A 25,781-nucleotide genomic window follows, 5' to 3' on the forward strand; every position below is an offset into this window, starting at 1 on the left:
TGCGCTGCGCACAGTCTCTCAGGGCAGATGAAACATCTTCGTGAGCGGAACCTCGACCGGCCGGTTGCCCGGTTCGACCGCCATGATGTCGGCCATGTAGTCCCACCATTTGCGCACGATGGCATTGGATGGGATCGAGGCCATGTCGTGATCCGGCGAGCGCTTCAGGACGGAGAAGAGGTGGTTCGTCTCCTCGTCGAGCCAGATGGAATAGTCGAAAACGCCGGCGTCCTTCAGAACCTTGGAAAGGTCCGGCCAGATGTCGTCATGGCGGCGCTTGTATTCCTCCGCCATGCCCGGATGGAGGATCATCCGGAAGGCAATCGTCTCCATGTCCCGTCTCCGTTTGCCGTTCAGACGATTCCGCCACCGCCGCTCGTGACCGCCGGGCGTTCCGCCGCGACTTTGGCGCGATAGCCGCTAGCGCGGTAGCAGGCGACCGGATCGATGGCGCCGCCGCTTTCCAGCCGTGCCATGGCGAGGATTGGCTCAACGTCGGTGCGGAAAGCCGCCTTCAGCGTCTGCGAAGCCATGAGAGCGTCGTTGTCCTGCTGGTAGCCGCCAAGGGCCTTGCGGTCGACGAGCAGGCCCTGCGCATAGGCGCGGGCAACTTCCGTCGCGCTCACCATCAGGCTCTCGATCGGATCGGTGACATTATGCGATTGGTCGAGCATATGGGCGGGATCGAAACCCGGGGCTCCGCTCACCTCCGCGTCCACCAGTTCGTTGAAGACGAGGAACAGGCGGTAGGGATCGATCGAGCCGGTATCGAGATCGTCGTCGCCGTATTTGCTGTCGTTGAAGTGGAAGCCGCCAAGCTTCTTGAACTGAATGAGGCGAGCAACGATCATCTCGATATTGGTGTTCGGCGCATGGTGGCCGAGGTCGACGAGACAGAATGCCTTGGGCCCCAATTCCTGCGCGATCAGGTAGTTGGTGCCCCAGTCCTGAACGACGGTCGAATAGAAGGCCGGCTCGAACATCTTGTGCTCGGTGAAGATGCGCCAATCATCCGGCAACGCCGCGTAGATCGACTTCATCGCGTCGAGATAGCGTTCGAAGGCACGGATGAAATGGCTCTGGCCGGGGAAATTGGAGCCATCGCCGACCCAGACCGTGAGCGCTTTCGACCCGAGCGCCTTGCCGATCTCGATGCACTCAAGATTATGCTCGACGGCCTGCGCGCGCGTTGCCGCGTCGGTGTGCGACAGCGAGCCGAACTTATAGGAGCGGCCCTGCCCCGGCTGGTCCTGAAAGGTGTTGGAATTCATGGCATCGAAGCCGAGACCGAGGTCGTCGCCGCGTTGCTTCAACGCCGAAAGGTCGCCCACCTTGTCCCACGGAATGTGCAGGGACACTGTCGGCGTTGCCCGCGTCAGTTCGTGAATGACAGCGCAGTCTTCCAGCTTGTCGAAGATGCCGCGCGGCTCGCCTGCCCCTGGAAAGCGGGCAAAGCGGGTTCCGCCCGTTCCAACGCCCCAGGACGGGATGGCAACGCCATAGGCCGCGACCTTCCGCTTGATGTCATCAATGGCGATCCCGCGCCGGGCAAGTGTCTCGCCGAGGCGGTCGTAGTCGGTACGAAGGGCGGCAAGACGGCCCTCGTTGTCAGCGTCGATCACGCTGGCGGAAATCATGCTGGTCATCTTATCCCGCCCTCAACGCGTGAAGGACTGGGCGTTGCCCGCGTCGACGTTGACGATGTTGCCGGTCGATTTGGCCGACATGTCGGAGGCGAAGAAGTAGATCGCCTCGGCGATGTCCTCCGGATAGACGCTGCGCTTCAGCATCGAGCGGTCGCGGTAGTGCGCCTCCAGTTCGTCGACACCCATGTTGTAGGCCGCCGCGCGCTGCTCCTTCCATTCGCCGGTCCAGATCTTGGAGCCGCGCAACACAGCGTCCGGGTTCACCACGTTGACACGGATGCCGGCCGACGCCCCTTCCAGGGCCAGACAGCGGGCAAGGTGGATTTCGGCCGCCTTGGCGGTGCAATAGGCCGAAGCGCCGGGCGAGGCGGCAAGACCGTTCTTGGAGGCAACGAAGACGACGTTGCCGCCAATCTTCTGCGTGCGGAAAAGCTTGAAGGCCTCGCGCGAGACGAGGAAATAGCCCGTAGCGAGAATGTCGATGTTCTTGTTCCACAGCGCCAGCGAGGTTTCCTCGATGGGGGCGGACGATGCCAGCCCGGCATTGGAGACGAGGATATCGAGGCCACCGAATTCGACGATGCAATCCTTGTAGCCGGTCTCGATCGCGTCTTCCGAGACGACATTCATGACGACGCTGCGCACGTTGTCAGCCCCGAAGGCCGAGGTGAGTTCGTCCTTGGCGGCATCCAGCGCCGGCTCGTCGATGTCGGCGAGCATGACGCAGGCGCCCTCGCGGGCGAGCCGTGCCGCCGTTGCCTTGCCTATGCCGCCTGCCCCGCCGGTGACGAGCGCGATCTTGCCGGCAAGCGCCTTCGGCTTCGGCATGCGCTGGAGCTTTGCTTCCTCCAGCAGCCAGTATTCGATGTCGAAGGCCTCCTGCTCCGGCAGGCCGCAATAGGTGGAGACCGAGGAGGCGCCGCGCATGACGTTGATGGCGTTGACATAGAACTCGCCGGAAATGCGCGCCGTTGCCTTGTCCTTGGCGAAGGTGATCATGCCGACGCCGGGCACGAGATAGACGACGGCATTCGGGTCGCGCATCGCCGGGCTCGTCTCGCGCTTGCAGCGCTCGTAATAGGCCGCATAGTCCGCCCGGTAAGCCTCGATGGCGGCGGGAAGGCCGACGACGGTCTTCTCGATATCCGGGTGTGCGGGATCGAAATCGATCACCAGCGGGCGGATCTTGGTGCGCAGGAAATGGTCGGGGCAGCTCGTGCCCAGCGCCGCGAGGCTCTCCAGCGCATTGGAACCGACGAATTCGAGCACGGCAGCGCTGTCGTCGAAATGGCCGAGCTTGCCCTCGTCTGCCCCAATTAACCCGCGGATCACCGGCATCAGGCGGCTCGCGACGCTGCGGCGCTCGGCGGGCTCCAACGTCGGGACCTTCTGGCCGCCGAAGACCTCGCCGGTGATTTCTTCCTCGAACCAGGCGATCGCCTTGTTGATGATCTCGATCGTCGTCTCGTAGCTTTCCCTTGCGGTGTCGCCCCAGGTGAAAAGCCCGTGGCTTTCCAGCACGAGGCCGCGCGCGTCTGGGTTCTCCAGGCAGAATTTTTCAAGCCAGAGGCCCAGTTCGTAGCCGGGACGCTTCCAGGGCAGCCAGCCGATCTCGTCGCCGAAGATCTTCTGCGTCAGTTCCCGGCTGTTGGCGGAGGCGGCAATCGCGATGATCGCATCGGGGTGCATGTGATCGACGTGCGGCTTCGGCACATAGGCATGCAGCGGCGTATCGATGGAGGCGGCACGCGGATTGAGATTGAAGGTGCAGTGGGGCAGATAGCCGACCATCTCGTCTTCGAAGTCGACACCGCGGTAGACGTCCTTCAGCGCGCGCAGCTTGTCCATGTAGAGGGTCGAAAAGCCGTCGCGCTTGATGGTGCCAACGTCGCCGCCCGAGCCCTTGACCCAGAGCACCTCGACCTCCCCGCCCGTCAGCGGGTCCTTTTCCATAACCTTGGCCGACGTGTTGCCGCCGCCGTAATTCGTGACTCGCTTGTCGGAGCCGAGAAGATTGGAGCGGTAGATCAGCCGTTCGGCCTCCGTCATGCTCGCCGCCCTTGCCTCGTCCCAGAGGTTCTCAAGACGGGCACCCGGATTTCTCGTCAGCATCGCTGCATTCCTTCAAGATCGTTCGAACGGCAAGACGTCGCTCACCGGCAGAACGCCGGCCGACATCGCGGCTCCCAGGAAGATTGAAACCATGGCGGAATTTCTTGCTTCGAATGGACCGGCCGATGCCGATCGCTTCTGTCTCCGCCGCCCTCCACGCCGCCAAAATCCGCCAAACATGGCACCATGTCAATCACAAACAATCATTTTCAGTCATATTGCGGCGCAATAAAGCGATTTAGTGATTGTTTGTGATTGACAGTGCTCGAAACAGATGCCTAGATGATCGAAATGGGAGGTGTCATGCACGAACGTGAGCGTCATCGGATCATTCTGTCGGCCGTCCAGGAAAAGCCGATGGTGACGGTCGCCGAACTGGTCGATCTGACCGAAAGCTCGGAAGCCACGATCCGGCGCGACATCGCCGCGCTGCACGTGCAAAAGCGCCTGCGCCGGGTGCGCGGCGGTGCGGAGGCGCTCAGTCCGCCGCAGTTCGTCGGACTGGCCGGCCGGCCCTTCTCGGTCAATGCAACCAAGCACGCGAGGGAAAAGCAGGCGATCGCACGCGAAGCGGTGGCTCTTTGCGAGGATGGCGAGTCGATCATCATCAACGGCGGGACGACGACCTTCCAGATGGTGCATTTCCTCGCGAACCGGCGGCTTCAGGTCTTCACCAACTCGTTCCCGATCGCCGAGCACCTTTTGAAGCATTCGAAGAACACGGTGATGCTCTCCGGCGGGGTGATCTACCGCGAGCAGAACATCATCCTGAGCCCCTTCGAGAATGACGTAACGCGCAATTTCTGGGCGCGGCGGATGTTCATGGGCGCGCAGGGCCTCGGGCCGCTCGGATTGATGGAAACCGATCCGCTGCTGATCCAGGCGGAGCAGAAGCTGGTCGACCAAGCCGACGAACTGGTGGTTCTGGCCGATTCCTCGAAGTTCCGGCAGCGCTCGAGCCTCATTCTCTGCGGTCTGAAACGGATCGCAACCGTCATTACGGATTCGGGGATCGAGGACCGCGATGCCGCGATGCTGGAAAACGCCGGCTGCAGCCTGATTGTCGCCGATGCGCAGAGTGTGCCGGAGGTCAGAAGCGAACCGGCCTGACAGGAAAAACCAAAAAGCCAACGGGCAAATGACCCGCCAGAGGGAGGAAAAAGGATGAAACTCGCCAAATTGTTGCTGGCAACCGTCGCGGTTGCCTCCGTCATGACTGTCAACGTGGCCGAGGCCGCCGACAAGAAGATCGCCCTTGTCGTCAAAGCGCTCGGCATCGGTTTCTTCGAGGCCGCAGCCAAGGGCGCCAACGAGGCGGCCAAGGAACTCGGCGACGTCGAGGTGATCTACACCGGCCCGACCGACACGACCGCCGAGGGCCAGATCGAGGTGATCAACGCCCTGATCGCCCAGAAGGTGGACGCCATCGCCGTCTCGGCCAATGACCAGGACGCGCTGGTGCCGACCCTGAAGAAAGCCATGCAGCGCGGGATCAAGGTCATTTCCTGGGATTCGGGCGTCGCGCCGGAAGGGCGCATGATGCACCTCAACCCCTCGTCCAATCCCCTCATCGGCAACATGATCATCAAGCTGGCCGCCGACAATCTGCCGGACGGCGGTGACGTCGCTGTGCTCTCGGCCTCCGCCACGGCGACCAACCAGAACACCTGGATCGCCGAGATGAACAAGGTGATGCCGAACTATCCGGGCATCAACGTGGTGGCGACCGTCTATGGCGACGACCTCGCCGACAAGTCCTACCGCGAGGCGGAAGGCCTGATGAAGACTTACCCGAACCTGAAGGCGATCATCGCGCCGACCTCAGTCGGCATCGTTGCCGCGGCGCAGGCGGTGGAAGACGCCGGCATGGTCGGCAAGGTCAACGTCACGGGCCTCGGCCTTCCCTCCGAAATGGCCGGCCACGTTCACGCCGGGTCCTCCAAGTCCTTCGCGATCTGGAACCCGATCGACCTTGGCTATGCGGCAACCATGATCGCCAACGACCTGATCGGCGGCGCAGAGGCCAAGCCCAGCGCCGAGCTCAACATGGGACGCATCGGCAAGGTGACGCTCGACGACACCAATTCCGGCGCCATGTCCGACCCGTTCATCTACGACGCCAGCAACGTCGACGAGTTCGCCAAGATCTTCTGATCGGCCGCGATTGCGAGACCGGCCGGCGGAACGCACCGCCGGCCGGCAGCAAGGACGCTTGGGAGCCAAACGCCTCTCGCCCTGATCCTCGAACGCCCTTTGTCGTCATTCCCGCGAAAGCGGGAATGACGACGGAGAGGCCGGGAACGTCGCAAATGCAGAGGCGGACGGCGAACCGACCTCGCCCTAACCAAACTTAGACGCGAAACCGACTGGATAGCCCCCGTGTTGCAGCGACAGACAGTCCTCCATGTCGACAGCGACGCCGCTCCGGCGATCAGCCTTGAAGGCATCTCCAAGAGCTTTCCCGGTGTGAAGGCCTTGTGCGACGTCTCGCTCGACCTCTTTCCCGGGCAGGTGACCGCGCTGGTGGGCGAAAACGGCGCGGGCAAGTCGACGCTCGTCAAGATCCTCACTGGCATCTACCAGCCGGATGAAGGCGCGATCCGCGTCGGCGGCAAGGTCCGGACCTTCCCGAGCGCGCAGGCCGCGGCCGATGCCGGTGTCACGGCGATCCACCAGGAAACCGTGCTCTTCGACGAGCTGTCCGTCGCGGAGAACATCTTTCTAGGCCATGCACCGCGCGGCCGCTTCGGCCTCATCGACTGGCGCGAGATGAACCGCCGCGCCAGGGAGCTTTTGAAACGCATCGGCGCGAACATCGATCCGGGACACCGCCTGCGCGACCTCGGCATCGCCAACCGTCATCTCGTGGCCCTCGCGCGGGCGCTTTCGGTCAACGCCAGCGTCGTCATCATGGATGAGCCGACGGCCGCCCTTTCGCACAAGGAAATCGAGGAACTCTACGACCTCGTGGAGCGGCTGAAGTCCGAAGGCAAGGCCATCCTCTTCATCAGCCACAAGTTCGATGAAATCTTCCGCATCGCTGACCGCTACACCGTCTTCCGCGACGGCCAGATGGTCGACGCGGGTCTCATCGCCGAGACGGGGCCGGATGAACTCGTGCGGCTGATGGTCGGCCGCGAGGTCGGCGCCGTCTTCCCGAAGATCGATGTCAAAATTGGCGGGCCGGTGCTCACCGTCGCCGGATACCGGCATCCGACGGAATTCGAGGACATCAACTTCACGCTAAGGCGCGGCGAGATCCTCGGCTTCTACGGCCTTGTCGGCGCCGGGCGGTCGGAATTCATGCAGGCGCTCATCGGCGTCACGAAACCCGCCGCCGGCGCGGTGCGCATTGACGACGAAATTGCGGTCATCCGCTCGCCCGACGAGGCGATCCGGCAGGGCATCGTCTATGTGCCCGAGGAGCGCGGCAAGCAGGGTGCGATCGGTGCGATGCCGATCTTCCAGAACGTGACGCTGCCCTCGCTCGCCCGCACCTCGAGGAACGGCTTCCTGCGCCTTGCCGAGGAATTTTCCCTCGCCCGCGAATACACCGAGCGTCTCGACCTTCGCGCCGCCTCGCTCGACCAGCCGGTCGGAACGCTTTCCGGCGGCAACCAGCAGAAGGTGGTGATCGCCAAGTGGCTGGCAACGAAGCCGAAGGTGATCATCCTCGACGAGCCGACCAAGGGCATCGACATCGGGTCCAAGTCCGCCGTTCACGCCTTCATGAGCGAACTGGCCAGCGAAGGGCTCAGCGTCATCATGGTGTCCTCCGAAATCCCTGAAATCATGGGCATGTCGGACCGCGTCATCGTCATGCGCGGGGGGCGGATCGCGGCGACCTTCGAGCGCGACGAGTTGTCGGCCGAAAAGCTGGTGCGGGCCGCCGCCGGCATCGGGGAGGCCGCCTGATGACACAACGCCTGTTCAAATCCCGCGAATTCCTGCTGCTGATCGCCATCGGCGCGCTCGTCGCGCTGATCGCGACACGGTTTCCCGCCTTCATTGCGCCCGGCAACCTTCTCAACGTCTACAACGACACGGCGATCCTCATTATCCTGGCGCTCGCGCAGACCGCGGTGATCCTGACCAAGGGCATCGATCTTTCCATCGCGGCCAATCTGGCCCTTTGCGGCATGGTCGCGGCGATGATCAATTCCGCGATGCCGGACGTTCCCGTCGTTGCGCTCATCCTCGTCGCGATCGCGGTCGGTACGCTGCTCGGCGCGATCAACGGGCTCCTCGTCTGGAAGGTCGACATTCCGCCGATTGTCGTCACCCTCGGCACGATGACCATCTTCCGGGGCGTGATCTTCCTCCTGACCGATGGCGCGTGGATCAACGCCCACGAGATGAGCGACGCCTTCAAGGCCTTCGCCCGGACCGACATCGGCCCCCTGCCCGTCCTTTCCTGGATGTCAATTGTCGTCATCGTGATCATGGCGGTGGTGCTTACACGCACGGCCATCGGCCGGGCCTTCTATGCGGTCGGCGGCAACCCGCATGCCTCCGTCTATGCCGGCATCAGCGTCGGGCGCACGCAGTTCATCGCCTATGTGCTGGCGGGCGCGCTGGCGGGGCTTTCCGGTTACCTCTGGGTCTCGCGCTATGCGGTCGCCTATGTCGACATCGCGGGCGGCTTCGAACTCGACGTGGTTGCCGCCTGCGTCATCGGTGGCGTCTCGATCGCCGGCGGCGTCGGCTCGGTTCCGGGCGCGGTGCTCGGCGCGCTCTTCCTCGGCATCATCAAGAACGCCCTGCCTGTGATCGACATCTCGCCCTTCTGGCAGCTCGCGATCTCCGGCACCGTCATCATCATCGCCGTCGCCGTCAACGCGCGCAGCGAGCGGCGCACGGGCCGCGTGATCCTGAAAAAGGCGGAGCACGCCACATGACGACCAGCGCAACGCCTGCCCGGACCGTTCCCGACCGCCTGCACAGCCCGCTGTCGCGCTGGCTGAAGAGCTGGGAAAGCCTGCTCATCGTGGTGGCGATCCTCGCCTTCATCGCCAACTCGCTGGCCTCGCCCTATTTCCTCGATCCATGGAACCTTTCGGACGCGACCTTCAACTTCACCGAAAAGGCCCTCATCGCCTTCGCCATGGCGCTGGTGATCATTTCCGGCGAGATCGATCTTTCCGTCGCCTCCATCATCGCTCTCGCCTCGACCGCGATGGGCTTTGCCGTCCAGCTCGGCTTCGATACGCCGATGCTGGTGCTCATCGGCCTTGCCACCGGGCTCGCCTGCGGCGCGGTCAACGGACTTCTGGTGACCGGGCTCTGCCTTCCGTCCATCGTGGTGACCATCGGCACCATGAGCCTCTTTCGCGGCATCGCCTATATTGTCCTCGGCGATCAGGCCTACACGGGCTATCCGGCCAGCTTTGCCTATTTCGGCCAGGGTTACGTCTGGTGGGTCTTTTCCTTCGAATTCGTCCTTTTCGCCGTCATGGCCGTCGTCTACGCGGTGCTGCTCCAGATGACGAGCTTTGGCCGCGTCGTGCTCGCCATCGGCAACAACCCGGTCGCCGCCACCTTCTCCGGCGTGCGGGTCGGACGGGTGAAATTCCTGCTCTTTCTCCTCACCGGCGTCATGTCGGGGCTTGCCGCGGTCTGCCTGACCTCACGGCTCGGCTCGACCCGGCCCTCGATCGCCGTTGGCTGGGAACTCGAGGTGGTGACGATGGTGGTTCTCGGCGGCGTCAGCATCCTCGGCGGCTCCGGCACAATCGTCGGCGTCGTGATCGCCGCCTTCATCATGGGCATGGTGACCTTCGGCTTCGGGCTGCTGAACGTTCCCGGCATCGTCATGTCGATCTTCATCGGCCTGATGCTGATCGGGGTGATCGCGCTGCCGATCCTCTATGGGCGAGCGAAGACGCGCCTTGCTGGCCGGACCGCCTGAGCCATGCCTTCCGAACCCAAGGCCCTTCGGCGCGTCGCCGTCATCGACATCGGCAAGACGAACGCCAAGGTTGTTCTGGTCGACCTGAAGGCCGGGGCCGAGCTTCTGCACCGATCCATGCCCAACAGGCCCGTCGATGTAGCGCCCTACCCCCATGCAGACGTCGAGAGCCTCTGGCCCTTCATCCTGTCGTCGCTTGGCGAGATCAACCGCGAGGCGGGTGTCGACGCCATCTCCATCACCACCCATGGCGCGACGGCCGTGCTGCTGGACGAGACGGGAGGGCTGGCCCTGCCCGTTCTCGACTATGAGTTCGCCGGCCCGGATACGCTGGCGGAGGCTTATGCGGCTGCTCGCCCGCCCTTTGCCGAGACCGGCTCACCGCGCCTCCCCGCCGGCCTCAATATCGGCGCGCAGCTTTTCTGGCTGCAGGCCAGCTTTCCAGACGAGTTTGCGAAGACGGCGACCATCCTGCCGTATCCGCAATACTGGGCCTTCCGCCTGACAGGCGTCCTCGCCTCCGAGGTGACGAGCTGGGGCTGCCACACGGATCTCTGGGCGCCCGGTAAACGCGACTATTCCTCGCTCGTCGACCGCGAGCGCTGGCGCGGAAAAATGGCGCCCATGCGCAAGGCCGGCGATGTCCTCGGTGCCATCTTGCCGGACGTCGCCAATGCCACCGGTCTTTCCCCCGCAACGCCCGTTTTCTGCGGCATCCACGATTCCAACGCCTCGCTGCTGCCGCATCTGAAATCGGCGGAGGCACCCTTCGCCGTCGTCTCGACAGGCACCTGGGTCATTTCGATGGCGATCGGTGCAGAGGCGAAACTGCTCGACGAGGTGCGGGACACACTGATCAATGTCAATGCCTTCGGTGACCCGGTTCCGTCAGCCCGCTTCATGGGCGGGCGGTGCTATGAGCTCTTGAGACCGCAAGACGACACCCCGATCAGCGAGGACGATCGCACCCGCGTCGTCCACGAGGCGGTCATGCTGATGCCCTCGGTCCCGCAGGGCTCCGGGCCGTTTCCGAACGCCGAGGGGCATTGGACCGTTCCGGAGGAAACACTGACGCCGGGCACTCGGCTGCTTGCCCTCTCCTACCACCTCGCCCTCATGACCGCGACCTGCCTCGACCTCATCGGTGCTGCAGGTCCGGTCATCGCCGAGGGACCGTTCGCCGCCAATGCCGACTACCTGAAGATGCTGCGTGCGGCCGTCGGGCGGCCCGTTTTCGCCAGTCTCGGGCGAACCGGAACCAGTCTCGGCGCGGCAGGTCTGGCAGCGTCCCGCCAGCCATCTTCTGCGCACTCACAGACCGGTACAGTTGTTCCGCTGGAGATGAAACTCGCCGATTATGCGCGGCAGTGGCGGGCGCATGCCGAACCTGCGCTTTCCCTGTCCGACTAGAGCATTTTCATCGAATTCGGAATCCGTTGGGGGATGCCGTGTCAAACAGCGCGCAAACTTGACCCCGTCGTGGAGTGCCCCCCTATCGCCGAACAGAATTCATGCGGCTGGTTTGGCAGTGACCCGGGTGGACGGGTTCAACATTCGCCGGCTGCAGGAGCCCATCGGCTATATCCCGCCGGCCGAAGCCGAGGACCGCTTCTACGCCAAGCTCGCTGAGCCGGAGATGGCGGCGTAACTTAGGACAAACGGCCTCCGGCAATCCCGGGGCGGTTCAAATCGTCACTGTCCGCAAGGCGCAACTCGACCAGATCAAGCTCCCGTACCATCTGCCGGGCAAGGCTATCCGACAAGCGGCCGGCACGGGCGCATTCATAGATCGTGCGCCGCTCGGCACGGATTGCCGCGAGCCAAAACGCATGTTCGAGCCTGCTCACATGATCGCTTGCGCCCGGGATGCCGGCCGTCAGTCCCGCGATACGGCGCTCGTAAAAGCTCAGGACAGGCTCCGCTGCCGCCGTGTGAAAGCCGGGGCCGCCTTCCACGCTGGCATGGCCGTCCCGGGTTCGAATGACAGCCGCGATCGCATCACGCGCCGCCGCAAGACGCGCCGCCGCTTCGCCCTCATCCTCCGCTGCAGCCGGCAGCGCCAACCCGCGGAGCAGGAGCGGCAAGCCGACGCTCGCCGCGATCAGCGACATCAGAATGAGGCCTGCGGCGATCAGCACGACGAGGTTGCGGCCCGGAAAAGGTGCGCCGGTGGCATCGCTCAAGGGGAGCGTGAGAATGCCGGCCAGCGTCACCGCGCCGCGCACGCCTGCAAGCGCTGTTGCCGCAACCAGCCGCAGCCCCGGGACATGAGCTGCGCCCAGACCATTCCGGGCGCGAAAAAGCACGAGCCGGAGCGAGGCCCAAACCCAAAGAAACCGCAACGCGGTGAGGGCAATGCCGATCGCGATCACGTAGACGAGTAGCCAGATGGGAGACCTGTGATCGAGACTTCGCATGGTCGCGCTGGCATTCTCGACGAGCTCCGGGAGTTGCTCCCCGAGCAAGACAAACATAACCCCATTGGCGGCAAAGCCGATCGTCGTCCAGACGGCCGCGCGCCGGATCCGGGTCAACGGCAGGGCCTTGCCCGACTGCTCTGCCCGGCTCATCGCCAGGCCGGCGGCGACGGCGGCGAGAATGGCCGAGGCGCCGATCCGGTCCGCGATCAGATAGGCCCCAAATGGCAGGAGCAGACTGATCAGAATCTGAGCGTCGGCCTCCTCGCCGAGCCGGCGGGAAACCTGGTTCTTCAACCCGACCACGGCCCAGGTCAGGCAAAACCCGATGCCAAGCCCCCCGACCACCAGCCAGAGAAAACCGAGGCCGGCCCGCGATAGCGAGACCGGATCGGTCATCGCCGCGGCGACGGCGAAGCGCATCGCGACCAGACCGGAGGCATCGTTCAGCAGCGCCTCCCCCTCCAGGATGGCAAGCAGGCGCGGCGGAACCGGCACGCGCTGAGCGATCGCGGTAACCGCCACCGGATCGGTCGGCGAGACCGCGGCGGCGAGCGCGAAGGCAACAGAAAGCGGCACCGCGGGCAGGATCGCATGGACGAAGACGCCGAGCCCGAACACTGTGAAGAAGACCAGTCCGAAGGCCAAAGCGACAATGGTTCCGCGATCACGCCGCAGCCCGGCTTTCGGGATGCGCCAGCCATCGAGGAAAAGCAGCGGGGGCAGGAAGAGCAGAAAGAAGACGTCAGGATTGAGCGTGAACCCGAGAGGCGCCACCGCGGCGATTGCGGCGCCGAGCGCGATCTGCACCAGCGGCCGTGGCATCGCCAGCCCGGGGGCCCGGCCGAGTCCGGCGCTCAGCACCACCGCAGCCAAAAGGACGAGGGAGTTGGTGACGATGTCCATGCGGCGCTCCTCGGATGCGACGCGTGGAAGATTGCCTGAAACCGCGATCCGATCCAGCGGCAGTCCAGGCGTCCAACAAAGTCCAACAACAGCCAACATGCGCTGCCGTGCGCTTGGGTGGATATAGCAGATGCACCATTTCGATCGGGCCGTCTGACCCAAGCCGCCCGGCCGGGTCGCGCCCCGCTTCCGACTTCGCTGGAGACCCCGATGCCCCTCTCGCGCCCGATCGTCACCGCCCCGCAGCCTGCCGCCCCCGCCGCGAATGTCCAGCTGATTGCCGACCTGAAGCGGATCGTTGGCGCGGCCCATGTGCTGACCAAACCCTCAAGCACCCGCCGGTTCCGCAGGGGCTTCCGCTTCGGCGAGGGCCCGGCGCTTGCCGTCGTGCGGCCGGGCAGCCTGATCGAGCAGTGGCGTGTGCTGAATGCCTGCGTCGCCGCCGGAAAGATCGTGCTGATGCAGGCGGCCAACACCGGGATCACCGGCGGCTCGACACCCGACGGCGACACCTATGACCGCGAGATCGTCATTATCAGCACGCTGCGGATGGACCGCATTCATGTCATCAAGGGTGGCGCGCAGGTTGTTTGTCTGCCAGGTGCGACGCTCTTCAAGCTGGAAAAGACGCTCGCGCCGCTTGGCCGCAACCCGCATTCGGTGATCGGTTCGTCCTGCATCGGCTCATCGGTCTTCGGCGGTGTGTGCAACAACTCGGGCGGCGCGCTGATCCATCGCGGGCCCGCGTTCACCCAGATGACGCTTTATGCGCAGGTGACGGCGGAGGGTCAGGTCGAGCTGATAAACCACCTCGGCATCCGGATCGCCGGCGATCCCGAAGCGATCCTCGCCCGCGTCGAAAAGGGGGACTTTGCCCTCGCTGATATCGAGGACGACCCGCACCGCTTCTGTTCCGATCACGGCTATCAGGACCATGTTCGCGACATCGACTCGCCGACCCCGGCGCGATTCAATGCCGATCCGAAACGGCTGTTCGAGAGCGCCGGGAGCGCCGGCAAGGTGATGATCCTGGCAGTCCGCCTCGACACCTTTCCGAAGGAGGACCGGACACAGGTATTCTACATCGGCACCAACGATCCTGCCGAACTGACAGAGATCCGGCGGCATATCCTTGCCAACTTCAAGAACCTGCCGATCGAGGGCGAATACATCCACCGCGACGCCTTCGATATCGCCGAGAAATACGGCAAGGACACTTTTCTCGCGATCGAGATCCTTGGCACGGACCGCCTGCCGCTGATGTTCGCGCTCAAGGGTCGGTTCGACGCCCTCTGCGCCCAGATCGGCCTGCCCGCGGACCTGTCCGACCGGATCATGCAGTTCGGCAGCACGTTCTTCCCGCGTCATCTGCCCAAACGTATGTATGACTACCGCAAGCGTTACGAGCACCACCTGATGCTGCGCATGGCCGATGACGGGATCGCTGAGGCCGAGGCCTATCTGGCTCGCATCCTGCCAAGCGCAAACGGTGCCTATTTCACCTGCACGAAGACGGAAGGCGAAAAGGCGTTCCTGCACCGCTTCGCCGCCGCAGGTGCGGCGATCCGCTACCGGGCGATCCATCACCGCGAGGTCGAGGATATTGTCGCCCTCGACCTCGCCCTGCCGCGCAACGAGCTGAACTGGATGGAAACCCTGCCCGAAGCCATCACGAAGGGCATCCTCCACAAGCTCTACTACGGGCATTTCTTCTGCCACGTCTTCCATCAGGATTATGTCGTGAAAAAGGGCTTCAAGCCCGACGACATCGAACATGCGATGTGGAAGCTGCTCGACGCGCGCGGCGCGGAATACCCGGCAGAGCACAATGTCGGCCACCTCTACATCGCAAAGCCTGCGCTGGTGGACCACTACCACAGCCTCGATCCCACCAATTCCTTCAACCCCGGGGTCGGCCATACCTCCAAGCTGGCCAACTGGAAGTAGGCGCGGCCCCTCGCCGCGCCGGGAACAGGAGAAACGACATGCCGGACCAGATCCAACCGCGCGGCTATTGCGTGCCACTTTCGCCCGAAGGCAAGTCCTCGCTCAACCCGACGCCGCCCTGGCATTACGCCAGCGATTGCATCGCGGTCGAATACTGGGCCGATCCCGCCGCGGTCGCAGCCCTGCTTCCGCCTTGCATGACGCTGGACGACAGCAGCGCAGGCCGCGCGTTCTGCTGGTTTCTCGACTGGCAATTCACCGGCGAACAGGACGAGCTGACCGATCCCGCGCGCTATCAGTACCGCGAGGCGTTCATCCTGCTCGACGCCGTGTTCGAAGGCATGCCGGTCACCTATTGCCCTTACATCTTCGTCGACAATGACGCCGCCCTGGCACGCGGCTGGACGCAAGGCTTCCCAAAGAAGATCGGCAGCGTGTTCCAGACCCGCAGCTTCCCGGTGCCCAGCCTTGCCGCCGCACCGCTGGCGCCCGGCAGCCGCTTCGGCGCCAGCGTCTCGGCGCATGGCGAACGGATCGCCACCGCGCGCATCCAGCTTGAGGAAGAGGTCGACGATCCGGCCACCGTCTTCAATCGGCCAACCACCATCCGGCGGTATTTCCCCAACCTCGTCGCGGGTCTGCAAGGCACACCCGCGGTCGATGAGCTTACCCTGTCGCTGGTCGACGACCCGGCCATGGTCGGCATGTGGGCAGGCTCGGCCGAACTGCGCATTCCAGAGGTCGAGGGCGAAGAGATTCACCTCATCGCCCCGCTGCGCGTCGGCTGCGGCTATCGCTTCAGCTTCGCCTATTCCGTCTCCGACCTTCGCGTCCTCAGAAACTACCTCGCGTGAAGCCGGCGGGCCCGCGCGCGGCCCCGCCGGCTTCACGCCAATGCAGGAGCAGACCATGGCCCTTACCGTCGCCCAGCAACTCGTCGAAACGCTTCAGGCCGCCGGCATCAGACGCATCTATGGCGTTGTCGGCGACAGCCTGAACGGCATCACAGATGCGGTCCGCAAGCAGACCCAGATCGAGTGGATCCATGTCCGCAACGAAGAAGCCGGTGCCTTCGCTGCTGGCGCCGAGGCCCATCTGACCGGCGATCTCGTGGTCTGCGCGGGCAGCTGCGGGCCCGGCAACCTGCACCTGATCAACGGCCTTTTCGACTGCCACCGCTCGCATGTCCCGGTGCTGGCGATCGCCGCCCACATCCCCTCCGCCGAGATCGGCTCGGGCTATTTCCAGGAAACCCATCCGCAGGAGCTGTTTCGCGAATGCAGCCATTTCTGCGAACTCGTCTCGGACCCGGCGCAGATGCCGCGCAGCCTCGAAACCGCGATCCGCACCGCCGTCGGCCAGCGGGGCGTCTCGGTGCTGGTGGTTCCCGGCGACGTGGCACTGAAGCCCGCCGCAACCGAGGCCAGATCGAAATCCTCCGGGCTGCTGCCGAAGGCCCCGGTCGTGGTGCCCCCCGCCGAAGAGGTCGAGGCGCTGGCCGAACTGCTCAATCAGGAGGGACGCCTGACGATCTTCTGCGGTGCCGGATGTGCCGGTGCGCATGACGAGGTCGTGGCGCTTGCCAGCCGGCTCAAGGCGCCCATCGTCCACACGATGCGCGGCAAGGAACATGTCGAATACGACAATGCGTTCGATGTCGGCATGACCGGGCTGATCGGTTTTGCCTCGGGCTATTACGCCATGCTCGACTGCGACGTGTTGCTCGTGCTTGGCGCCGACTTCCCCTATCGCCAGTTCTTCCCCAGGGGCCCGGGCGTGGTGACCGTGCAGGTCGATATCGCGCCGGGGCGACTGGGGCGGCGCACCTCGGTCGACCGCGCGCTCGTCGGTGACGTCAAGGCAACGGTGACTGCTCTTCTGCCGCAGCTTGCGGCGCGCGAGGGGCGCAGCCATCTCGATCAGGCGGTGCGGCACTACCAAAGCGCCCGCGCGGGGCTTGACGCCCTCGGCGCGCCAGACCGGCGCGGCCAACAGATCCACCCCCAGCAGATCGCCCGCGCGATCAGCGAGCTTGCCTCGGAGGATGCGGTCTTCACCTGTGATGTCGGCACCCCCACGGTCTGGGCCGCGCGCTACCTGAAGATGAACGGCAAACGCCGCCTGATCGGTTCGTTCAATCACGGCTCGATGGCCAATGGCATGGTGCAGGCGATCGGGGCGCAGGCGGCTTTTCCAAGCCGTCAGGTGATCTCGATGTCGGGCGACGGCGGCTTCGCCATGTTGATGGGCGATCTGCTGACCCTCGTGCAGTACAAGCTTCCGGCCAAGATCGTCGTCTTCAACAACGGCGCCCTCGGCTTCGTCGAGGTCGAGCAGCAATCGACCGGCTTCCTGCCCTTCGGTACCGACTTGACCAACCCGAATTTCGCCGCCTTGGCGGAGGCAGTCGGTATTCGCGGCATCCGGATCGAACGTGCGTCGGAGATTGAAGCCGGCATCCGGGCCGCGCTCGACCATGACGGTCCGGTGGTCGTCGATGCCGTCGTGACGCGGACCGAACTCGCGATGCCGCCGGCGATCACGGTCGAGATGGCCAAGGGCTTCTCCCTCTACATGCTCCGGGCGATCATGAACGGCAGGGCCGACGAAATCGTCGATCTCGCCAAAACCAACCTCTGGCACTGACCGGAGCGAGACGATGAGAGCGCTGTTCCCCGTCCGCCTTCAGCTCGCCTTTGACGATCTGACGCGCCGCTGCGACGCCCCCAGCCTCTCCGTCCTCTTCTGGTCTGCCGGCATTGTCGTGCTGCCGCCGACACTGCTCGATACGGCCGTCGTCTCCTGGCCGTTTCGCGCCAAGCTTCGGGACGACCGCCCCGGATACTGACCGTCGAGGAACGCCCGCGCGTCGTCGAGGTCGCGCGTCGCAGGGTCCGCGTCGTGTCCGTCAAGGAGCGGCGCCAGCAGCGCCTTCCCTTCGGCCCGTCGGCCCGTGCCGGCGAGATGCAGGGCAAGGTCGAGGGTCGCGCGCAACTCCCAGAACCACGCGCCCTGACGGCGCGCAAGCGTGCGTGCGGCGACGAGAGTCGCCATACCGGCCTCGACCTCGCCGGCCCGAAGGCGGCGCAGCGCATCGATCCGCATGATTTCCGCCGTGGCCCAGCCGGCCGTTCCGGTTTGCACGCGCGCCAGGGCGGCCGGCGTAACAAAGGCTGGATGCACTGTGCAGAGATGATCATGGATCAGTTTATCCAGGCCATCCGCCACGCTCAGGGAAGCGTCCGCGCCCCGGTGGAGGCGCAGCGCATGCTCATATCCGCGCACCCACTGATATCGGTAATAGGCCGCCGAATGCCGCTCGACATGCCGGATCAGCCGCTGGAGCAATACGGCGGCGCGATCGACGTCTCCGATCCAGAACTGCATCGGGATCGCGACCAGCCCCAGCATTACCAGGAACGGCATCTGGTGATCGAGCCGCCCGGTGATCTCGACCCACTCCTCCGCAAGCGCCACGCCGCGGCCGATCTCACCCTGGAGAAAAAGCAGCCGCGCCTGAACGATGACGCCGGTGAGCTCACGGTCCAGATACAGCGGAACATGATAGCTCGGCAGGACGATGCGGCCGTCGGGAATGTCGCGGCCATAGTCGAAAAGCGCCCGCGCCTGCCGCAGGTCTCCGGTGAACGTATGCGTGATCGCGCCCAGGCGGTCGGCGAACCGTCCGGCCGTCTCGTCGCCGCTCCGCGCGGCGATCAGAGACGTCGTTTCGCAGGCCCGATGCATCGCCTCGACATCGGCGGTGGCAAAGCCGAGCCCCCAGAGCGCGCCCATCGCTTCGGCCATGCGCGCGTCGGAGCCGGTCCGTCCCGCGATTTCGACCGCGCCATCGACCAGGAGCCGCGCCCGCTCATGCCGGCCGCCGCTGAACGCGGTCAACCGGCAGAGCTGCGCTCTGAGCCGCAATTCGATCACCGGATCCGATCCGCGCTGCTCCAGGACCGCCAGCGCCTTCTCATGCCGCGCCCGGAATTCCGCAAGGAGTGAGCCGAGGAAGGCGAGCGTCCCGGTCCGGGCCGTCAACGCGATGCCGAGATCGGCGTCCCCCTCGGGCCCGAAGGCCCAGTCGAGAGCGGCGCGAATATCGTCGATCAACGGCAGGTAGCGGGCACGCCAGGTCTCTATCGGGAGCAGGCGCCAGTCCGTCGCGGCCTCCTCCAGCATGGCCTGCATCGCCTCGGCATGGCGGCGGCGAAACTGCGCCGCTTCGCCCGCCAGGAACAGCTTCTCGCGCGCATAGGCCTTTGTGGTGTCGAGCAGACGGAACACCGTCCGCTCGCCCGACACGTCGGCCTGAACCAGGGATTTGGCGACCAGACCGCCGAGGCATTCCACCACTTCGGCCCGTGTGAGCTGCGGGCAGGCACAGGCTCCGATGACAGCGTCCAACCCGAAGGCCGAGCGGAACAGCGACAGACGCCGGAACAGCATGCGTTCCGGCTCCGCGAGCAGCGCGTGGCTCCAGTCGAGCGTCGCCCGCATCGTCTGCTGCCGCCGCGGCGCGGTGCGGCGCCCATTGGCAAGCAGCGCCAGATTGCCATCGAGCTGCTCGAGATACTCGGTGAGCGAGAAGCCATGCAGACTCGCGGCGGCAAGTTCGAGCGCGAGCGGCAATCCGTCCAGACGGTGGCAGATCCGGCAGACAGTCAGCAGGTTTTCAGCCGTCAGGTCAAAACTCTGCCGCGACGTGCCGAGCCGTTCGCTGAACAGCTGAATGCCCGCATAGCGCAGCGCCTCCTCGGCGCTGATCTCGCCCTCGCACGGCAACGGCAGCCCCTCCAGACGGAAGACCCACTCGCCCTGGGCGCGCAATGGCTCCCGGCTGGTACAGAGCACGGTCACGCCCGGCGCCCGGCGCCGGATCGCCTCGGCGACCTCGGTGACCGCCACGACGAGATGTTCGCAATTGTCGAGGATCAGCAGCAGGCGGCGCGACGGCAGCGCGCGCGCGAGCGCCTCGCTGCAATCCTCCGCGAGCAGCGACAGCCCGAGGGGGCTGGCGATCGCGCTGGCAACGAAGGCCGCATCGGTCAGGGAACTGAGATCGATGAAGCGTACATCGCCGCGGCCGCTGTCGCGGAAACGCGCGGCGACGGCCAAGGCCACCGTCGTCTTGCCGACGCCGCCCGGGCCGACGATGCTGACCAGACTCTGCCGCAGCAGATCGGCACAGAGCGCCTCGATCTCGGTCTCGCGTCCGATGATCCCGACCGTGGGCCTTGCCGTAGGGGCGAGTGGCGCGGCGGCCAGAGGTGCGACGAACCGGTACCCGCGCCCCATCTCGTTGATGATGTAGCACGCCTGGCCGTTGCCGTCGTTCAGCGCCTTGCGCAGCGCATGCAGATGGCCGCGTATGGTGACCGGCTCGACGAAAACATTGGGCCAGACCTCCGTCAGCAGCTCGTCGATGGAGACCACCTCGCCCTGACGTTCGACCAATGCGAGCAGGATCGAGAACGCACGGCTGCCGAGGGGCACGGGACGGCCCTCCCGCGTCAGCTGCATCGTTTCGGCGGACATGTGAAAAGGGCCGAAGCTCCAACCGCGGGCGGGCTGATGGTCTTGACGCATCACCTTCCGACTCCGAACAGGGGCAGCGCACGGCGCGATGCCGACCACCATTTGACGGAGGCTTCACTATGCCCGCCCGTAGCGCGCCCCGCTGACGGCTCGCAGATTTACACGCTGAAGAACGTCATCGTCTTGGCAAAAGCGCCGAAAGGGTACGTCATGAGATCACATCTCCGACACTGGCTGTTTTAGCGGCTGCGTCGCATCTGCCGACAGGCAACGGGGGCAGGTGCGAAGCTCAGGCGCTCGGCCGCGGAGCCGCCGCGCCCCATGGACGCACCCCACCCTGGAGCAGCATCGCGACTCCGCCGTAGGCGATCGCGAGGCTCCAGAGGATCAGGAACTCCGGCCTGACCTCTGCGAGATTGGCGCCGGTCTGGGTGATGCGCACGAAGGCCGGCACCGCGCAGGTGCTGGGGATCAGCAGAGAGAGCCTGTGCAGCGCCAGCGGGATCGCCTCGGCGGGCCAGGAGAAGCCGGTGAGAAAGAACAGCGGCAGCCCGATCGCAGCGGTGGCGAGCTGGGCGGTGAGGGGGTGGCGGAAGATCCGTGCCAGGATCATGCCGAGCCCGCCGATGGCGAGCACGAAGGGCATCGCGAAGACCATCAGGACCAGCGGGCTTCCCAGATGCGGCAGGCCGTAGAGATAGGGCAAGGCGATCAGATAGGCCGGCAGCAGGATACATTCGGCCAGCAGATAGGCGAGAAGCCTGCCGAGGACGCTCGCGACCGCCCCAACGGGCGGCGCGGCGGTATCCCCGGGCTCAACCGGTGTCTGCGATGCGGGGAGCGTCCCGAGCAGGCAGACGGCGATCAGCAGGATCTGCTGGACGATAAGGCCGAAGGCGGCGGGCAGGATATAGGTCGCATAGCCACCCTCGGGGTTGAAAAGCGGCACGGCGGTCAGCGGCATCGGATCGACGGCGGCACCAGCGATCCGCGGATCGACATCCTCGGCGATCAACCGCGCGGTCTCGACCTCGGCGCCCATGGTCCCGGCCACGGCCGACACCGCCCCTGCCACCCGCTGATAGATCAGAAAATAGCTTGCATCCCCATAGACCGCGACCGGCGACGGCCTGCCATGCAGCAGGTCACGCTCGAAATGCTGCGGAATCAGCAGGATGCCGTAGATCTGCCGGGCGAAGACCGCGCGCTCGGCGCTCGGCATGTCGAAGAATTGCGCGGTGACGGCAACATCGGCGCTGGCATCGACCGCTTGGGTGAGGCGTCGGCTCGCCGCGCTCCGATCCTGATCAACGACAGCGATCGGAACGTTGCGCAAGGCCTCGTTGAGATAGGGCTGGGGATAGAACCCGGAATAGACCACCGAGGCGACGATCAGGACCGAAAAGACCGGCGCCAGCGCCAGCATCCGGGACAGCTCGCTCCGGCAGGCGCGCAGAACAGCGATCATGCCGCGGCTCCCGACTGCGGCTGGGGCGCGGCGTTCCGCAACCGGATGCGGCGCACCTCCAGCACCAGCGCGGTCAGCCCCGCGAAAACCAGCACCATCGCCGCCAGCGCCAGGACCGGGCGCAGCGACAGATCGACCGGCGTGCCCCGCACAGTCTGATCGATCCGCGCCATCAGATACCAGGTGCCGGGCAAGATGCTGCCCCAATAGAACGCGAACCCGTTCATCGCGATCCTCGGAAAGCCGATCCCCATGAAACCGAAGGCCGGCGCGGTCAGAAGCGACCCGATGCTAACCGCCTTGGCCGTGGGCCTGAGCACCAGCGCCAGAAGCGCGCCGAGGAACTGACAGGCCAGGATGAACAGTGTGCCGGCGAGCACCAGCAGCGCGCGGTTCCCGCGCAGCGGCGCGCCGAGCACACCGAAAAGCACGATATCGGAGAGGCCGAGCACCAGGAGAAACAGCAAAGTATAGGGCAGGATCTTGCCTGCAATCGCCGGCAGCAGCCCGCCCCCCAGCCGCCTCAGACTGCGCAGCCGGTGCGGCGTCTCCACATCCAGCCCGACCGAATAGGCGGAACTCGTGACGATGATAACCTGCAGAACCGCGGGCACCACGGTGTTGAGCAGGAAGGCGATATAGCTCAGCGTCGGATTGAAAAGCGCGTTCACCTGCACCGGAATGGGCTGCAGCTGCGCCTCCGCCACATCGACCGGTTGCCCCTCGGAGGTCCTGAGCGAGACCTTGATCCCCGCCTCCACGGTGGCAACCGCCGCGTTGACGCCACGCAGGATGGTATTGCCTGTGGTCAGGGTCTGGGTGTTGTAGAAGAACACGACATCGGGCCGACGGCCGGCATAAACGTCGCGCTTGAGATGCTGCGGAAGCATCAAGAGCCCGTGAATCGCCCCCGACCGGATCAGCGCCTTGCCCTGGGCGAGATCGCTGACCTGCGTGGTGATGGCGGCATCGGGTGTGGCATCGACCGCGCGGATGATGCTGCGCGACAGATCGGAGCCGTCGAGATCGAGTACCCCGATCGGCAGCCGCGTGGCGAGGCCCGCGCTGAAGATCGTGCTGAGCAGCACCATCAGCAGGAGCGGCACCAGCGTGGTCAGGGCGAGCAGGAAGCGCCGCCGGCGCAGCCCGTCGATCTCGCGCAGAAAGACGCGCCAGAAACCGGGACGAAGCTGACGGGCCCCCCGCATCTAGCTGGTCCGCGCATGCCAATGCGCGATGACGCTCATCCCGGGCCGCAGCCCGGTCAGTGGCTCCACCGGCCTGGCACGGACCTCGAAGGTCCGCAGATCGAAATCACCGGTAGCCCGCGTCGCCCGCCACGTCGCATATTGCCCCTCGACATTGATGACCGTCACCTTGACCGCCACGTCCTCGGCGCCGAGCGCAGGGATATCGACCCGGAACGTATCGCCGACCTTCAGACCGGCGAGCAGATCCTCGCGCAGGTTGAAGGTCATCCAGCTGTTCTGCAGATCGATCAGCGCATAAAGCGGCGCACCGGGCGAGAAGTTTTCACCCAGTTCGGCGATCCGCGTCGTCACCTCTCCCGAGATCGGCGCGACGATGCGAAGCTCGTCGACATCCACCGCCTGCTGTGCCACGGCGGCGGCGGCCTGCTTGACCTGGGCCTCGGCCAGGGCGCGCTGTTCGGCACTCGCACCCTCGATGGTCAGGGCGAGTTCGGCCTCGTCCGCCTCCTTCTTCTTCAGTGCCGCCTGCAGATTGCGCGTCGCCTGATCGAGATCGGCCTGCGGCGTGTTGCCGGTCGAGAGCAGCTTCTGCTGGCGGCTGTAGGACGACTGAGAAAGATCGACATCGGCCTGATCGGCCGCGACCTGTGCCTTCTGCGCTGTCACCGTCTCGGGCCGGACCGTCTCGATATTGCTCTGATTGGCCTGTGCCACGGCCAGCGCGGCCTTCGAGGCGGCCAGCGCCGCGCTCAGCTCGGGATTGGTCAGCTCGACCAGCACATCGCCCTGCTTCACGCTGTCGCCGACATCGGCATTGAGTCGGGCCACCCGCCCCGAGACCCGCGGGCTGATGTCGACCTCATCGGCCGAGACCTGACCCTGCACGATCAACGGTGGCGGCAGAGTTACCAAGTAAAGCACCGCTGCGAGGGTGGCGAGGACGGCGAGGCCGATACAGGCCCGAAGTAGCGTCGCTGTGCGCATAGAGTCGCTCAAATGAGGGACGGAACGTGATGGCTGATTGCCCAAGTCCATCCCGGGACGCTCCGGTATGTTTGAGCTGCAGCCTGTCCACCTTCCAGTTGAAGCTGTATCTAAACCCCTTCTGCATGGTCTTCGTGTTGATTGTTGTTGTTTCGCGAACGCCGGGACCCAGCACTCCAAACGGGGCCTGCCGACTCGGTGGCTCAGGCCGTCGTGGCACGGCGGCCGATCCGGATGCCGACATCATCGTCAAGGCGGATCACCGTCTCATCGGGCGTGATGTCCTTTTGCGCTTCGATCATCCCGAAGACGAAGGCCTCATGAGGACCGAGGCAGGAGCCACGCCGCCAGCCTTGCGCTCGCGCCGAACGCTCGCCGAGCTTTGCTCGGCCGATCCAGCGGATCGCGGGTGATATACCGACCTCAAAACGGGCTGCCGCCTGACGAGCCGAAGGCCCCTCCGAAGAAGCCTGCAAAACCCGTGACCGCAAATCGTTGCTCAGCGCTCTGGCCATCGTTCCTCTCCAGTGAGGGGAACTTTGAATCAGGCTCCGCGAGGACCGTCACTTCGCATTCGATCCATCGATCGATGGACGCGCTCTAGGCCGAAACACGCTCGACCAGAGGGCATTCGACCTTCAGCTGATCGTGAGCGCTGTTCAGCCCGCCCGTGATGTCCTGAAGCAGTTCCACCGCCATTGACCCCATCGTTAGCATCGGGAGATGGAATGTCGTGAGCGGCGGCATGGTGAATTGCGCGATGTCGCGATTGTCGAAACCGACGACGGCCACGTCGTCGGGGATCGATTTGCCAAGCTCCTTGAGCGCTTCGAGGCAGCCGATCGCCATGAGGTCATTGGCGCAGAAGATGCCGTCCGGCGGATCGGGCAGCCTCATCAGCGCATGGGTCTTCTCATAGCCCGACGAAGGCTCCCAGTTGCCGTAATGGACAAGCTTGGAATCATAGGCCAGATCGTTGCTCGCAAGGGCCTGCTTGTAGCCGCGCAAGCGGTCACGCGGGTTGTCCAGGCCCTCCTGTCCATTGATGAGCGCAATGCGCTTGCGCCCCCCCTTGATCAGGCGTTCCGTCGCGGCCCGGCCACCCGCGACGTCACCCGGCAGGATCGACGGCAGCCTGCGGTCCTGGTCGTAGCAGTTGACGAGAACCGAGGGCGCACCGAGAAGCGCCTTCGGTGGATCGATCTTGCGGGTCAGGATCGTGCCGAAGATACAGCCCACCAGGGTCTGGCTTTCGCAGACGGAAAAGACCCTTTCATCGGGGTCCTCGCCCTGGCGAAAGACACCCAGTGTCACGATGATGCCGAGTTCCAGGGCCTTCTCGCGCGCACCTTCAAAGGCAAGCGCCATCCATGGGTCGGTCGTCAGTTCATCGACAATGAAAAGGATGACCTTGGTGCCCGCGCTTCTGGCCGCTGCCGATCTGTTGGAAAGGCGATAACCCAGTTCCGCAGCCGCATCGAAGACACGCTTGCGCGTGGCCTCGCTGAAGCGTGCCCCGGAACTGCCATTGAGAATGAGCGAGACAGTCGCCTGAGAGACGCCAGCCTGAGCAGCGACATCCATCATTGTCGATTTCAATGCGTTCTCCATGCGGGATGGCGCGGTCATCCGGCCAGCTTC

19 protein-coding genes are annotated in these 25,781 nt (G+C 65.0%); 9 read left to right on the forward strand and 10 right to left on the reverse strand.

Annotated elements, in window-relative coordinates; translation table 11 throughout:
- Positions 1–18: 18 nt before the first annotated feature.
- The 3 genes from rhaM to HDIA_RS18745 are packed head-to-tail and all read right to left on the reverse strand — an operon-like array spanning position 19 to position 3,758.
- Positions 19–333, reverse strand: a complete 315-nt coding sequence (gene rhaM / locus HDIA_RS18735; RefSeq protein WP_099557550.1) for an L-rhamnose mutarotase — start codon at positions 331–333, stop codon at positions 19–21.
- Positions 334–353: 20 nt separating this feature from the next.
- Positions 354–1,646 (reverse strand): L-rhamnose catabolism isomerase, encoded by a 1,293-nt coding sequence (rhaI, locus tag HDIA_RS18740; protein WP_099557551.1) that lies wholly within the window; start codon positions 1,644–1,646, stop codon positions 354–356.
- Between the two features lie 12 nt (positions 1,647–1,658).
- Entirely contained in the window at positions 1,659–3,758 is a 2,100-nt protein-coding gene (locus HDIA_RS18745; RefSeq protein ID WP_099557552.1) for a bifunctional rhamnulose-1-phosphate aldolase/short-chain dehydrogenase, read from the reverse strand.
- A gap of 303 nt (positions 3,759–4,061) precedes the next feature.
- On the opposite strand from HDIA_RS18745, the gene HDIA_RS18750 reads away from it, so the two are divergent.
- From HDIA_RS18750 to HDIA_RS18775, 6 genes are all read left to right on the forward strand, one after another.
- Complete coding sequence (locus HDIA_RS18750; RefSeq protein ID WP_099559007.1) at positions 4,062–4,868, forward strand: DeoR/GlpR family DNA-binding transcription regulator; 807 nt, start codon at positions 4,062–4,064, stop codon at positions 4,866–4,868.
- Between the two features lie 54 nt (positions 4,869–4,922).
- The gene (rhaS, locus tag HDIA_RS18755) at positions 4,923–5,912 is read left to right on the forward strand and encodes a rhamnose ABC transporter substrate-binding protein (RefSeq protein ID WP_099557553.1); all 990 of its coding nucleotides are present in this window, start codon (positions 4,923–4,925) and stop codon (positions 5,910–5,912) included.
- 225 nt (positions 5,913–6,137) lie between these two features.
- Positions 6,138–7,673: a sugar ABC transporter ATP-binding protein gene (locus HDIA_RS18760; protein ID WP_245883968.1), complete on the forward strand. Its 1,536-nt coding sequence runs from the start codon at positions 6,138–6,140 to the stop codon at positions 7,671–7,673.
- Positions 7,673–8,656: an ABC transporter permease gene (locus tag HDIA_RS18765; RefSeq protein ID WP_099557555.1), complete on the forward strand. Its 984-nt coding sequence runs from the start codon at positions 7,673–7,675 to the stop codon at positions 8,654–8,656. The genes HDIA_RS18760 and HDIA_RS18765 overlap by 1 nt, the downstream gene beginning before the upstream one ends.
- Complete coding sequence (locus tag HDIA_RS18770; protein WP_099557556.1) at positions 8,653–9,666, forward strand: ABC transporter permease; 1,014 nt, start codon at positions 8,653–8,655, stop codon at positions 9,664–9,666. Before HDIA_RS18765 ends, HDIA_RS18770 begins: the two co-directional genes overlap by 4 nt.
- A 3-nt stretch (positions 9,667–9,669) precedes the next feature.
- On the forward strand, positions 9,670–11,076 hold the full coding sequence (locus tag HDIA_RS18775) for an FGGY-family carbohydrate kinase (RefSeq protein ID WP_099557557.1): 1,407 nt from the start codon (positions 9,670–9,672) through the stop codon (positions 11,074–11,076).
- Positions 11,077–11,315: 239 nt separating this feature from the next.
- Here HDIA_RS18775 and HDIA_RS18780 read toward each other — a convergent pair whose 3' ends face one another.
- Complete coding sequence (locus HDIA_RS18780; RefSeq protein WP_099557558.1) at positions 11,316–12,989, reverse strand: Na+/H+ antiporter; 1,674 nt, start codon at positions 12,987–12,989, stop codon at positions 11,316–11,318.
- A 210-nt stretch (positions 12,990–13,199) separates the two neighbouring features.
- Here HDIA_RS18780 and dld point away from each other — a divergent pair, with 210 nt between their 5' ends.
- Genes dld through poxB form a run of 3 tightly spaced genes read left to right on the forward strand, consistent with a single transcriptional unit; the run spans position 13,200 to position 17,582 of the window.
- Entirely contained in the window at positions 13,200–14,936 is a 1,737-nt protein-coding gene (gene dld, locus HDIA_RS18785) for a D-lactate dehydrogenase (RefSeq protein WP_099557559.1), read from the forward strand.
- Between the two features lie 38 nt (positions 14,937–14,974).
- Positions 14,975–15,790, forward strand: a complete 816-nt coding sequence (locus HDIA_RS18790; protein ID WP_099557560.1) for an acetoacetate decarboxylase family protein — start codon at positions 14,975–14,977, stop codon at positions 15,788–15,790.
- Between the two features lie 55 nt (positions 15,791–15,845).
- Complete coding sequence (poxB, locus tag HDIA_RS18795) at positions 15,846–17,582, forward strand: ubiquinone-dependent pyruvate dehydrogenase (protein WP_099557561.1); 1,737 nt, start codon at positions 15,846–15,848, stop codon at positions 17,580–17,582.
- A gap of 39 nt (positions 17,583–17,621) precedes the next feature.
- Here poxB and HDIA_RS18800 read toward each other — a convergent pair whose 3' ends face one another.
- From HDIA_RS18800 to HDIA_RS18820, 6 genes are all read right to left on the reverse strand, one after another.
- Positions 17,622–20,477: an ATP-binding protein gene (locus tag HDIA_RS18800; protein ID WP_162292669.1), complete on the reverse strand. Its 2,856-nt coding sequence runs from the start codon at positions 20,475–20,477 to the stop codon at positions 17,622–17,624.
- A gap of 289 nt (positions 20,478–20,766) precedes the next feature.
- Positions 20,767–21,945, reverse strand: coding sequence for an ABC transporter permease (locus HDIA_RS18805; protein ID WP_099557563.1), 1,179 nt, complete (start codon positions 21,943–21,945; stop codon positions 20,767–20,769).
- Positions 21,942–23,153 (reverse strand): ABC transporter permease, encoded by a 1,212-nt coding sequence (locus tag HDIA_RS18810; RefSeq protein WP_099557564.1) that lies wholly within the window; start codon positions 23,151–23,153, stop codon positions 21,942–21,944. Before HDIA_RS18810 ends, HDIA_RS18805 begins: the two co-directional genes overlap by 4 nt.
- Entirely contained in the window at positions 23,154–24,140 is a 987-nt protein-coding gene (locus HDIA_RS18815) for an HlyD family secretion protein (protein WP_099557565.1), read from the reverse strand. It abuts the gene before it with no gap.
- Between the two features lie 203 nt (positions 24,141–24,343).
- A complete protein-coding gene (locus HDIA_RS25445) occupies positions 24,344–24,655 on the reverse strand; it encodes a hypothetical protein (protein ID WP_157775734.1) in 312 nt (103 codons plus the stop codon).
- Positions 24,656–24,740: 85 nt separating this feature from the next.
- Positions 24,741–25,739, reverse strand: a complete 999-nt coding sequence (locus tag HDIA_RS18820) for a LacI family DNA-binding transcriptional regulator (RefSeq protein WP_245883969.1) — start codon at positions 25,737–25,739, stop codon at positions 24,741–24,743.
- Positions 25,740–25,781 lie beyond the last annotated feature (42 nt).

The organism is Hartmannibacter diazotrophicus (assembly GCF_900231165.1).
Taxonomy (GTDB): Bacteria; Pseudomonadota; Alphaproteobacteria; order Rhizobiales; family Pleomorphomonadaceae; genus Hartmannibacter; species Hartmannibacter diazotrophicus.

Coding starts and splice junctions, on each gene's coding strand:
- HDIA_RS18750 (WP_099559007.1), top strand. CDS start 4,062: ATGCACGAACGTGAGCGTCATCGGATCATTCTGTCGGCCGTCCAGGAA.
- dld (WP_099557559.1), top strand. CDS start 13,200: ATGCCCCTCTCGCGCCCGATCGTCACCGCCCCGCAGCCTGCCGCCCCC.
- HDIA_RS18815 (WP_099557565.1), bottom strand. CDS start 24,140: ATGCGCACAGCGACGCTACTTCGGGCCTGTATCGGCCTCGCCGTCCTC.
- HDIA_RS18745 (WP_099557552.1), bottom strand. CDS start 3,758: ATGCTGACGAGAAATCCGGGTGCCCGTCTTGAGAACCTCTGGGACGAG.
- HDIA_RS18765 (WP_099557555.1), top strand. CDS start 7,673: ATGACACAACGCCTGTTCAAATCCCGCGAATTCCTGCTGCTGATCGCC.
- HDIA_RS18770 (WP_099557556.1), top strand. CDS start 8,653: ATGACGACCAGCGCAACGCCTGCCCGGACCGTTCCCGACCGCCTGCAC.
- rhaS (WP_099557553.1), top strand. CDS start 4,923: ATGAAACTCGCCAAATTGTTGCTGGCAACCGTCGCGGTTGCCTCCGTC.
- rhaM (WP_099557550.1), bottom strand. CDS start 333: ATGGAGACGATTGCCTTCCGGATGATCCTCCATCCGGGCATGGCGGAG.
- HDIA_RS18780 (WP_099557558.1), bottom strand. CDS start 12,989: ATGGACATCGTCACCAACTCCCTCGTCCTTTTGGCTGCGGTGGTGCTG.
- HDIA_RS18800 (WP_162292669.1), bottom strand. CDS start 20,477: ATGTCCGCCGAAACGATGCAGCTGACGCGGGAGGGCCGTCCCGTGCCC.
- HDIA_RS18805 (WP_099557563.1), bottom strand. CDS start 21,945: ATGATCGCTGTTCTGCGCGCCTGCCGGAGCGAGCTGTCCCGGATGCTG.
- HDIA_RS18810 (WP_099557564.1), bottom strand. CDS start 23,153: ATGCGGGGGGCCCGTCAGCTTCGTCCCGGTTTCTGGCGCGTCTTTCTG.
- HDIA_RS18775 (WP_099557557.1), top strand. CDS start 9,670: ATGCCTTCCGAACCCAAGGCCCTTCGGCGCGTCGCCGTCATCGACATC.
- HDIA_RS18790 (WP_099557560.1), top strand. CDS start 14,975: ATGCCGGACCAGATCCAACCGCGCGGCTATTGCGTGCCACTTTCGCCC.
- poxB (WP_099557561.1), top strand. CDS start 15,846: ATGGCCCTTACCGTCGCCCAGCAACTCGTCGAAACGCTTCAGGCCGCC.
- HDIA_RS25445 (WP_157775734.1), bottom strand. CDS start 24,655: ATGGCCAGAGCGCTGAGCAACGATTTGCGGTCACGGGTTTTGCAGGCT.
- rhaI (WP_099557551.1), bottom strand. CDS start 1,646: ATGACCAGCATGATTTCCGCCAGCGTGATCGACGCTGACAACGAGGGC.